Annotated in this window: 8 protein-coding genes and 3 pseudogenes; 6 read left to right on the forward strand and 5 right to left on the reverse strand. The window is 66.1% G+C overall.

Going from position 1 to position 10,582, the window contains the following annotated elements:
• Window positions 1–70 precede the first annotated feature (70 nt).
• Complete coding sequence (locus tag AB0H78_RS26835) at window positions 71–1,294, forward strand: erythromycin esterase family protein (protein ID WP_363237152.1); 1,224 nt, start codon at window positions 71–73, stop codon at window positions 1,292–1,294.
• An 897-nt stretch (window positions 1,295–2,191) separates the two neighbouring features.
• Window positions 2,192–2,236, forward strand: a pseudogene (locus AB0H78_RS26840) (hypothetical protein); the annotation flags it as partial.
• Here AB0H78_RS26840 and AB0H78_RS26845 read toward each other — a convergent pair.
• Window positions 2,218–2,439 (reverse strand): hypothetical protein, encoded by a 222-nt coding sequence (locus AB0H78_RS26845; protein WP_363237176.1) that lies wholly within the window; start codon window positions 2,437–2,439, stop codon window positions 2,218–2,220. The pseudogene AB0H78_RS26840 and the gene AB0H78_RS26845 sit on opposite strands and share 19 nt — an antisense overlap.
• Window positions 2,440–2,459: 20 nt before the next feature.
• Between AB0H78_RS26845 and AB0H78_RS26850 the strand changes: the two are divergent.
• Window positions 2,460–2,768: pseudogene (locus AB0H78_RS26850) on the forward strand (Scr1 family TA system antitoxin-like transcriptional regulator); the annotation flags it as partial.
• Between the two features lie 170 nt (window positions 2,769–2,938).
• Window positions 2,939–3,511, forward strand: coding sequence for a transcriptional regulator (locus AB0H78_RS26855; protein WP_363237153.1), 573 nt, complete (start codon window positions 2,939–2,941; stop codon window positions 3,509–3,511).
• Window positions 3,512–3,623: 112 nt separating this feature from the next.
• On the opposite strand, the gene AB0H78_RS26860 is transcribed toward AB0H78_RS26855, so the two are convergent.
• Window positions 3,624–3,806 carry a hypothetical protein gene (locus AB0H78_RS26860; protein WP_363237154.1) on the reverse strand — a complete coding sequence of 61 codons (183 nt, stop codon included), beginning with the start codon at window positions 3,804–3,806 and terminating at the stop codon, window positions 3,624–3,626.
• Window positions 3,807–3,842: 36 nt separating this feature from the next.
• On the reverse strand, window positions 3,843–4,097 hold the full coding sequence (locus tag AB0H78_RS26865; protein WP_363237155.1) for a hypothetical protein: 255 nt from the start codon (window positions 4,095–4,097) through the stop codon (window positions 3,843–3,845).
• A 594-nt stretch (window positions 4,098–4,691) separates the two neighbouring features.
• Between AB0H78_RS26865 and AB0H78_RS26870 the strand changes: the two genes are divergently transcribed.
• Window positions 4,692–7,034 (forward strand): transcriptional regulator, encoded by a 2,343-nt coding sequence (locus AB0H78_RS26870; RefSeq protein ID WP_363237156.1) that lies wholly within the window; start codon window positions 4,692–4,694, stop codon window positions 7,032–7,034.
• Between the two features lie 45 nt (window positions 7,035–7,079).
• On the opposite strand, the gene AB0H78_RS26875 is transcribed toward AB0H78_RS26870, so the two are convergent.
• A complete protein-coding gene (locus tag AB0H78_RS26875; RefSeq protein ID WP_363237157.1) occupies window positions 7,080–7,367 on the reverse strand; it encodes a hypothetical protein in 288 nt (95 codons plus the stop codon).
• Between the two features lie 183 nt (window positions 7,368–7,550).
• On the opposite strand from AB0H78_RS26875, the gene AB0H78_RS26880 reads away from it, so the two are divergent.
• Entirely contained in the window at window positions 7,551–8,318 is a 768-nt protein-coding gene (locus tag AB0H78_RS26880; protein ID WP_363237158.1) for a hypothetical protein, read from the forward strand.
• A gap of 17 nt (window positions 8,319–8,335) precedes the next feature.
• On the opposite strand, the pseudogene AB0H78_RS26885 reads toward AB0H78_RS26880, so the two are convergent.
• A pseudogene (locus AB0H78_RS26885) lies at window positions 8,336–8,562 on the reverse strand (ISKra4 family transposase); the annotation flags it as partial.
• Between the last annotated feature and the right edge of the window lie 2,020 nt (window positions 8,563–10,582).

Below are 10,582 nucleotides of genomic sequence, written 5' to 3' on the forward strand. Positions count from 1 at the left end.
GAATCGAGCTGCCGGCATGCCCCCTTCCCCCTCCGGGATCCCGTTCACGCAATGGTTGGGAGAGCACGCCGTGCCGCTCCGCCACCTCGACCCGCAGGCGCCGCTCGACGACTTGGAACCGCTGCGCGCCATCATCGGCGACACGCGCGTCGTCGCGATCGGCGAACACTCCCACTTCATCGAAGAGTTCGCACTTCTCAGGCGCCGACTCCTGCGGTTCCTCGTCGAACGGTGCGGTTTCACCGTCCTGGCCTTCGAGTACGGCTTCAGTGAAGGCCTGCCCCTCGATGCCTGGGCCCAAGGAGAGGGCGCAGAAGAGGACCTGAAGGACCACCTCGCCTCGGCGGTTCCCATCGGGATCACCGAGCCCCTGCAGTGGGTACGCCGACACAACCGCACCGCCTCATCACCGGTGCGCTTCGCCGGGATCGACATCCCCGCGGCGGGCGGGTCCCTGCTGCCGGCCCTGGCGTCGGTCGCCGCCTATCTGCGCCGCATCGACCCCGAGAGCGTGCCGACCGTCGAGACGTCCATGCGTATCGCCGCATCGTTCGCAGGCGGCACCGCAGCCGTGGCCGCGCCTGCCTGGGCGCGACTGCCTGACACCGAACAGAATGCCCTCACCGCGGTCCTCGCGCGCCTCCTCGTCCGATTCCGCTCTCTTGAACCGCTCTACGCCGCCCGAAGCGGCCGGCACGACTACGACCTCGCCCTGCACTGCCTCGAAGGCGCCTGCCATGGCGACTACACCTTCCGCGCCATGGCCGGCCTGTTCGCGAACACCGGCCTCACCGCCGACACCTCGGCCCGGGACGCCTACATGGCCAGATCGGTCCTCTGGCACCTGGAACACCTCGATCCCGGTGCCCGTGTCGTCCTGGCCGCCCACAACGCCCACATCCAGACGACGCCCATCGCCTTCGGCGGGCGTCTCACCGGGCTCCCGATGGGACAGCAGCTGCAACGTGTCCTGGGCGACGACTACTTCGCGCTCGGCCTGACCAGCGTCGCCGGCCACACCGCGGACATGCACCGCGACGAGGAACAGCCCTTCGGCTTCACTCTCGGCGATACGACGCTGGAACCGCCCGAACCCGGAAGCGTCGAGGGCGCCTGTGCCGACGCCGGCCTCGGACTCGGCATCGCCGATCTCCGCAGAGCGCGCACGGAGACGTCCGAGCGCCCTGACCGCATCCGACTGCAGGGCACCTATGTGCACACCCCCGTCCTCGACGCCTTCGACGCCATCCTGACCGCGCCGGCTTCCACCGTCACCAAGGACCTCCGTATCTGATGAACGGACCTGCGGAGCCATGATGTTGGGTGAACACGACCTTGCGCAGTCGCCTGCGGACTCCGCCGTTCTGGGACTGATGCACTGGTCCACCGAGCCGCGCGGCGGCGGTGTCATCACCCGCCGCATACGGAGCGCGATGGCCGCCACCTGCCCCCTCTCATGACCAGCCGAGGGCACGCCGACAGGGCTTGGCGGACTCTCTGCAGGGGCGGGCCAGTTGTGGCGACTCGTCGAGGGCGGGTTGCGCCCCAGCCCGGGGATCCCCTCACCGCCGAGCGGCGAGGGGATCCCCGGGCGACCTGCCGATCCGCCGCAACCGCAACATCGAACACGTCGTCCCGGACAGGCAGGCTGGACGAACCGTTCAAAACATCACGGTGCACCACCGATTGGCAAGAGGGACCGCGCCCTGTTCGGATCCCCCATTCACTTCCTGCCGACCGACAACGGGGCGGCGAAGTGGAGTTCCCGTCTCGTCTTCCGAAGCCGCGAAGCATCGCTTGGAAGATTTGATGGTCGTACGATCGGATCGCTTCATGGAAAGAGAACGCTGTTGTGCCCCCGCAGGTTGCGTTCCACACAGGGAACGCTTGAGGTGTCGTGCGGGACATCCTCCGGGACGCTTTCCTCGGCCTGACCCGGGCGCACCAGGCGGGCACCGCGATCGCCGCACCGAAGGCGTACCTGACCACGGCCGTGACGCGGACGGGCATCAACCACCTGAGCTCGGCGCGGGTACGGCGGGAAACCTACGCGGGGAACTGGCTGCCCGAGCCGGTCGTCTTGATCAACGACCGGGCGGGACCCATCGAGCACGCCGAGCTGGCCGACTCGCTGTCCCTGGCCTTCCTCGTACTGTTGGAAGCCCTCTCCTCGCTAGAGCGGGCGGTGTTCATGCTGCGCGAGGTGTTCGGGCACGACTACCCGGACGTGGCGAGGACCACCGGGAAGTCCGAGGCGAACTGCCGCCAGATCTTTGCCCGCGCCAAGAAGCGCATCGCCGCGGCCGGGTCGGAGGCCGACAGCGCCCCCCCGCCCAGCGGGCCGAGGGCGAAGAGCTCGCTTGCAAGTTCTTCGAGGCAGCCGAGGGCGGCGACCTGGACGCGCTGCTCAGCATGCTCGCCCCCGACGTCGTTTACCACGGGGACGGCGGCGGCAAGGCCACCAGCTCGGCGACCAGGAGGCCATGGCCGCCCAACTCGGCCACCTCCTCACCGCCGGCGCGCACCCCGCCGTCTCCCTGGGCATCATCCCGGCGGCATCCGGCGAACGTGCGCTGTGGCCGCAAGAGGTCTTCCACATGTACGACGAGACGCTGGTCTCGGTGGAGACCCTGGCTGCGCAGATCCGCGTCACCGAACCGTCCGAGATCGCCCTCTACCTCAAGGCATTCGAGCAGCTCCGCGGCATGGCGGTCTACGGAAGCGGAGCCCGTGCACTGATCGCCCGAGCCATCGAGCGACTGGGCTGAGCCTTCGACGACGAGGGCGACGGACACCTGGCCGCGGCCTGAACCGGTCAACCGCCGCCAGCGGGGCGCTCGGCGGCAGGCCGCGAAGGGTCCAGGAAGCCGAGTCTCCGCAGCCTTGGTGGCCGGCACTCTGAAATAATGCGCAGGACGGGGAAGTGAGGGGTTGAGTCATGCCGGAGAGGAACCTGCAGCCCGGGCTGCACGGGGCGCGGGGTGTACGCGGCAGCGACGCGGTCGCCCGGCGCCTGGACGCCCTCGCGGGCGGCATCGTCACCCTGATCACCGCCCGGCGTGGCCTGATGGCCCGTCTGCACTACCTGACGCGCACCAACCACGCCCGGGCCGCGGCGAAGGCGGCCGGCCTGACGGTGACCGACCGCACGATCAAGAACTGGTTGTCGGGCAAACGCCAGCCGAACGCGGCCAGCCTGGAGAAGATCGAGGCCGCGTACCGCAGTGTGCGCCGGGAGAACGTTTCCAAGCATCTGCTCAAACGGCTGAACGCGGGTGGCGGAACCCGGGTGGAGATCCACCCGCTCAACCAGTCGCAGGTCGATCGCCCGCGCCAAAGAGTCGTGGAGTACCGGCAGATGAACGTCCGTGACTGGGGCCCCATCGTCGCCGCCTGGGCGGCCGACGATGACCAGGGCTTGGATGCGGCCTGGACCGACGGAGTTCTCCCTGACCTGGGCTCACAATGGGGCCAGTACGAGATCGTCACCAACATCGGCTTCGCCGCCTGACAAGAGCGTGATCAGGGGCCGCTCGTGATGGGTCAGAGTCTTGGGGCCCGGCGAATCGACCATCATGCGCACGGCCCGTCACCTGACCCGCGGTTCGTGGGGCATTCGGTGTTCAGGGTGCCGGCCAGACCTGGAGGAGGTAGTGCTCGGCGATCGGTTTGCTGTCTTCCTGGACGCCGTCGGGGTTGGTGTCGCGGCCGTGGGCGTGGAGGCGCATGCGGTAGGTGCCGGGGCCGTTGAAGGCGAGGTTGACCTCGTAGGCGTCCATGTCGTCGCTGTCCTCGTTGGGTCCCATGCAGGCCGTCAGGTGCGCGATGCCCAGGGTGGAGGTTTAGTCGAGCTCGGTGACGTCCTCCCACGCCTGGGTCTGGTCGCGGTCGAGGGGGGTGGGGGAGAGGTCGAAGGAGATCATCGCGCGTCCGGCACTGATGCCCGCGATGACGTACAGGTGGTTGTTCCCGCCGGCGGCCAGGCCGTTGTTGTCGGCCGCGGTGATGGTCCGGTTCTTGAGGTAGTCGAGGTCGTCGTCTTCGAGGACGTAGAACTGGCTCTCGCCCACGGAGAACCGGTACGGCCCTTGGATCATCCGATCACCCTAGGGCGACACCGGCCCCGAACTTGGGAGCGCCCCAACCGGGGTGGGGCGATGCTTCGGGTGGGCCATCTCGCGGGCCGAGAATATGCGGCCTCTGTGCCCTTGGTGAACGGCCGGGCGCATGTCATATCGTGCAGGCCGTTCACCACACCCCAGAACGCGCTGAGCGCCTGGCACCTCGTTTCAGCTGAACTGCTCCGTGAGCCAGGCGAAAAGGGCACGGGTCACTCCTGAGACGAACCCCCCGACCGCGGTCCGTAGGAGTGTGGGTTGTTGGGGCTGGGCTGTGCGCGCACGGGTCATGAAGTCCCCTCCGTAGATAGGACCAGCGCTGGCGTGAGTGTGGCGGCTGGCCTGTGCTCTCCACACTGGGCGACCGGTTTTCCGCAGTTCCGGGTTGCGATGAAGCCTCAACTGGGCTGCGCGAAGGCCCTGTTCGGGCCGGGCAGAGCCCGCGTTGGGTTGCATGATGGTGCGATGAGTCGCGATGAAAACGCATCGACTGCCGGGAGCGAGGCGGTCGGCAGCCCGGGGCGCCGTGCTCGGCCGAGACCACTGGCCCAGCCGTCCGTACCTGAGGGCCCGTTGCGTGAACTCAAGGAACTTGTCTACCAGGCGTATCTCGCAGCGGGGGCTCCGAGCCTGGACATGATGGCGGCCGATGTGGCTGCGGACGACACCCTGACCGCGGCGCCGTCGCGGGACACCCTGCACCGCATCATCAGCTCCCCGGATATCCCCGCACAGCAGGCAGACCTGCTCGCCCTGGTGACCGTGCTCACGCGACGAGCCGCCTGGCCAGAAGGTGAGGCCACACGTCAGGCAGGGAATTTATGGGTCGCAGCCCGCCTGGAGAGGCCGGTGGGCAAACTCATCGGTGAGCTGAATGACCCGTACGACCTGGAGGTCCACCGCGCCATCGAGGTCGAGGCAACCGCTCGGCTCACGGGACCAGAACTCCTGCCCGCGTACGTGCGACGGGAACACGATGAAGCGCTGCGCCAAGCCGCACAGGAGGCAGCAGATGGAGAAAGCCGCCTGGTGATGCTCGTCGGCAGTTCGTCCACCGGCAAGACACGCGCCTGCTGGGAGACTCTCCAGGAACTGCCGCCGCACTGGCGGCTGTGGCACCCCATCGACCCCGAACGTCCGAAGGCGGCTCTCGCCTCCCTCGGGCACGTGGGCCCGCACACGGTGGTGTGGATCAACGAATCGCACCACTATCTGCTGCCTCCCGACCGGGAGGTCGGCGAGCAAGTAGCCGCAGGTCTCCGTGAACTGCTTCGCGACCCCGCCCGGCAACCAGTGTTGGTCCTGGGAACGATCTGGCCCGAGTACCAAGATCAACTGATGGCGGAGCCGGTCCCGGGTAAACCAGACCCCTACGCACAGGCCCGCAGTTTGCTCTCCGGGCGATCGAAGACGGTCCCCGCCGCATTCGATCCAGCGGCGCTGCGCGACCTGGCAGACAAGGCCCGCACCGACCAGCGACTCGCGTACGCGGCTGAGCGCGCCGAGGGTGGGCACATCACCCAATACCTCGCAGGCGCACCAGAACTCCTCGCCCGCTACGAGGCTGCCCCGCCAGGCGCCCGCGCACTGATCATTGCGGCCATGGACGCCCGCCGTGCGGGCCACGGCCTGGACCTCCCGCACGCATTCCTCGCCTCGGCTGCCGAGGGCTACCTCTCCGACCAGGAATGGGACCTGCTCACCGACGACTGGCTCGAGGCAGCATTCGCCTATGTGGCCAAGCCGGTCCGCGGCGCCCGAGGCATCCTCTCCCGGCGACGCCCCCGCCAGGGCGAACCGGGCGGCGGCCCGATGTACAGGCTCGCCGACTACCTCGAACAGCACGGCCGGAACACCCGCAGGACCCAACCGGTGCCCGCTTCGCTGTGGGAGGCTGCGCTCCATCACAGTGCGGGAGTTTCCACACTTGGACTGGCTGACTTCGCCGGCGCCTGCGGGTTGTTCCGTATTGCCTTCCTCCTCAACCACCGGGCCAGGCAGCGCGGGGACGGGAAGGCGAACGCCCGGGCGGCTGAAGGGCTCCGCGTTTCGGGCCGGGAGGAGGAAGCGCTGGAGTGGTACCTCCGGGGAGCCAACGCGGGCGACGCATTCTCTAGCCGCCGCGCAGCGCAGATCCTGGGACGCAACGGGAAAGTCGGCCAAGCTATCGCCCACTACCGCAAGGCTTTCAGTGCCGGAGACACCTATTCCGCGGACCTGGCCTCTGATCTCCTGCGCACACACGGGCTCGCGGACCAGACCAGGCACTGGACCGAGATGACCCCCTTCATGGTCGGGTTGGACGGATCGTTGATAGTCCTCGACCGTGTGTCAGTTGGCGGTGGGACACGTCTGAAGGCTGGGCTCGACGGCGAGTTGCGTGCACCGTCGGGCGAAGCCGCCGATCGGCTCCGCGACCAAGGGCGTAGCGACGAAGCGCTCAAGGCCTACGAGCAAGCCGCCGCCGACGGCGACCTCAGCGCCCTGCGCCGGGCAGCGGGCATGCTGCGCCTGAACGGCAAGATCGATGAGTCCGTTGCGTGGTACCAGCGGGCATTTCGCGGTGGTGACGTCAACGCTCTATGGCGCGCCGGTAGCGCTCTCGCAGACGAGGGGCGGGACGAGGAGGCACTGACCTGGTACCTCCGGGCCGCAGAGGCCGGCCAGCCCTCTGCTCTGCGCCGCGCGGGGTACCTGCTCCAACGACGCGGTCGCCTTGGTGAAGCACTGGAGTGGACGCGGCGGGCCGGGCAATCCGGAGACGGCCACGCGCTTTCTCGTGCCGCGGAGCTTCTGAGCCGGCAGGGACGAGCAGACGAGGCCATGGCGCTGAAGAAGTACGGCTGGAATGCGGACGGGTCCATTTCCGAACCGTGGGAGCCCACCCTCCTCGCGGCCGAGACGGCCTTTGACTGACAGGCAGAACCGCACTGAGCGCGGCCCTGTGCACCGTCGTAAGTGTCAGCAGCGCAGGCGGGCTGTGTCTCCGTAGATACGGAGGATGCAGTCCTTGAACAAGGCCATGGGCGGCCCTCCGTCTTCGGGGGCCAGGGACAAATCAAGGCCCAGGATGGGCTTGATGACCTGCGTCGTTCTAGAGCCGTCCGGGTCTGGCCCCTGGAGATCCGCCCATTTCTCGAAGTGACTGCGGACCGGTTCCCACCCCGGGCCCGGCAGGAAGTGGCAGAGGAACGACGGCTGATCGACGGCGTATTGGCGCAGTTCACCGATCCGGGAGTCGCCCTGCATGAGCCACCACACCCTGTTCATGACTGCCCTTCGGTCACGCCTTCAGCCGGCCGACTCTGAGCAGCAACGCTGCGTCGCTCAGTCAGGGAGTCCGGTGAAGGTCAGCGTAGTGCGCAGCGGTGACGGGATTCGAGGGCCCGTGGGCCGACGAGGTAGCGGATATTGCTGGGATCCTGGCCGGTGGTGTCGGGCGTCCACGTCGAAGCCCATCAACCGGTGCAGGACAAGCGCGTCGTACTGTTCGTCGCTGCCGCCGGTGCACATCTCCCTCAGAACCCCCGTTGGGTGCGGATCTTTTGGAGGGAAGCTCGACGCTCTGTTCGCGGCAGTGAGTTTATCTCGGTGTCCGAGTGGGTCGATGAGTACGACAATGGCGTGATGTCGTCGCCTGAGCTCACTGAGGATGAGTACGAGAGAACCATCGAGAGTCTTCGCGGCACGCGCCTCGTAAGAGTGGCCTACTACCCGCTCAGTTGCGGCGACGATGGGACCGAGATCGAGGACTGGGATTTCGGTGCATGGCACCTGCCCACGATGGGCGTCGGTCTGCTTGCCGAGAGCGGTACGCACTACTCGGCGGTGTGGGGCAGCAGCTTCGACCACTACGGCTTGGAGCTCTTCCGGGAACCCATGTCCAGTCAGCTGACCATGATCGGGGAGCCCGGAGGGTCACCTGAAGTGGTGGTAACCGACCACCCTTCTTGGTCGGGGTTCATCGGGGTTCCGCTCGTGGGCGCCAAAATTCTCTGGTCCGAAGGTGACTACGGGCACCGCCTGCCGGTCGCCATCGAGCTTCGTGCGCCCACTGCCACCGCGTGGCTGGTGGCGGGCCGTTCGGCACAGTGGCCCCCAACCGGACACTTCTGGCTCGGAACCGACGACGTAATGGCCGTTTTCACGCGCGAGTTCGCTGACGCCGTCAATCTCCCTCTGGAGAACCGAGGCGGGTAGCGGCAGACGGCGTCAAATCAGGCGGTGAGGTCGTACTCCTGCTGGCTAGGAGCGGGATAGAGACGTTGGTGCTTACGACGTGCGTGGTGATGCCGGTAGTTCTCGAAGTCACCGTTCGTGATCAGTGAGCGGAGCTGGAGGACGGCTTCGGCGCCGTCGAGCCCCAAGCGGGCGCCGGTGATGTCGAGGCGGTCGACGATCAGGTGTTGCAGGCTCCTTCGAGAGACTGTCCGAAAGATCGTGGATCAGTTCGCGTCGTCACGGTCTGACCTGGTGCGAACCGCTCCATTTGAAGATCGACCCACGAACTATCGGACAGTCTCTGCTTTTCGGCATCAATAGCAGCTGGCATATCCTTCACTGCGAGTACTTGTGGAGGTAAGTCATTTTCTCAGGATGGGAAAGAGCATAATTATTTCTCATTTACGCCGGGAGTCGGGCTCGGGGGGTTTGGTGTGGATGGAACTATTGATCTACAGAATAGCAATGCGGACTCAGCTGGTCAGCTTTCGGGATGGGCTGGACAGATCGATGTAAATGCAGGGGAGGGGCCCGCGCTCCATAGCTCAATTGGCACAGGTGGTTCTCGGAACAGCCGTGGGGCTATCGTGTATACAACTCAGTATGGATTGGGGGCTGGCCTAAATTGGCTTCCGCCGTTGGTTCCTATTAGTGTGACTGGGGGAGTGGGGTACACGTTCGTCTTTCACGACTAAAGGCTGGGTGGTGACAGCTTTCTATGCAACGCGCCCCGTTGCGCGAAGAGGCGAGTTGCATCTACTGTCCGCATGGTAACGCTAATTGCGCGAAGTGATTCAGGGATTGGATGTCAAATGGATTGGGCAACTTCTGCGGAAGGCGCAACTCCTGCTGCAGCGAAGGCTCTCACCTTGGTTTGCGGAGTGGGATTCTTGACATTCGGGATGGCTTTTTTGAGATGGGCGAAACCGATATCAGAATTTGCTCAAAATCAAGTATCCAAGATGGAGGCCCGAAGGGAAGAGGGATTCCCGTCATCCAAATGTATAAAGTCTTTCGGTGCACTGTTCAGCACGATTGGGATTCTGATAATTTCGTTCTCGGCTGTACTGATCTTCATTCATTGAATTTCCCTCATCGGTGAGGCTCCCGCTGTGGTTGTGTCGTCTCGGGTGGTTTGCGGGTTGGGGTGTGTCGGGCAGGGCTGTGACCTGCTGTGCTGCAGAGTCTGAGAATCGGGGATCGTGTGTCTTTTGGGGGTGGAAAGGGTCTTTGACCTGCGAGGTTGCAGGTTATGAGAGGGGCCTTCAGTTCAGTTGAGACGACCGATCGCGGGCCTGTCCAGGGCTGGCTCGTCGGCGGTCGAGGCGGCCGGCCGGAACGGCGCCACCGGCAACAGCCCTTGCTCGCAGTACGGCCGGGGTCGCACCCGCCCGGCCAGTCCCAGGACATCGGACGACATCGCTTCACTTCTTGCTGGTGGCTGCCGTGGTGGTCTTCCACCGCATGCCGAGGGCGGTGTGAGGTTCGGGGAGGGTTTCACTGAGGTGTTCGGGTTTTCACGTCATTGATACGGGCTTGTATCTGTGCTGGTCGATGGGCAATTTGGCCGGTTGATCTTGGTGGTGGTATTCCGGATTCGATGGTGGTGTGATGCCGGATGGGTTGGTGTTGTGTTCGTCGAACCTCCTTCGGGCTTTGGTCCTGCTGATCTTTTTCCGGGCTCGCATGACCCACGAGCTCGCGTGCTCGAGTCGCCACCGCTTTGCGCAGCCGTCCTGGTTCAGCGCTGTGACCGTGAGGTCAGGTGGTGTGGGGGTGTCGTACGGCGGTGTCATCGAGCGCGGCGGCCAGGGTGAGGTCCGGTGCGAGCTCCACCGGGGCGTCGAAGAGCTGGCAGATCATTTCTCCGGCGCCGTTGACGGACTCGGCGGCGGTCCTGGACAGCGGCGCTCACCGAGTTGGGGATCGAGTGGGCATGAGCGACAACCCGGGAATCGCGGCGGGGCGGGAGCGGCGCCGTCGTCCATTCCCAGGGCGGCCACCTCTCGGAGACCGTGAGCTGCCGGGACTGCGGGCATCACAACCCGCTGCGGGATCCCGGCCCGGAGTGGAAATCCGAGCCGTCGATCACGGTGTCGCGGTGCAGCGCTCGCGGGCGGCATCGCCACCCCGATCACCGCCCGGCGTCCGCGACGCCGGTCGTCTGGCCGAGTACGACAGAAAGTTCGGGGGCACGGCGGAACTTCCGGTCTCTGAGCGGGACGCACATCACCCGCAATCGC

Origin of the sequence: Streptomyces sp. NPDC050738, assembly GCF_040654175.1 — a bacterium.
Lineage (GTDB): Bacteria > Actinomycetota > Actinomycetes > Streptomycetales > Streptomycetaceae > Streptomyces.

Excerpts from the sequence above, each read along its gene's own strand:
- AB0H78_RS26855 (WP_363237153.1), top strand. The coding sequence starts at position 2,939 with ATGCCGGAGAGGAACCTGCAGCCCGGGCTGCACGGGGCGCGGGGTGTA.
- AB0H78_RS26860 (WP_363237154.1), bottom strand. The coding sequence starts at position 3,806 with ATGGGACCCAACGAGGACAGCGACGACATGGACGCCTACGAGGTCAAC.
- AB0H78_RS26865 (WP_363237155.1), bottom strand. The coding sequence starts at position 4,097 with ATGATCCAAGGGCCGTACCGGTTCTCCGTGGGCGAGAGCCAGTTCTAC.
- AB0H78_RS26875 (WP_363237157.1), bottom strand. The coding sequence starts at position 7,367 with ATGCAGGGCGACTCCCGGATCGGTGAACTGCGCCAATACGCCGTCGAT.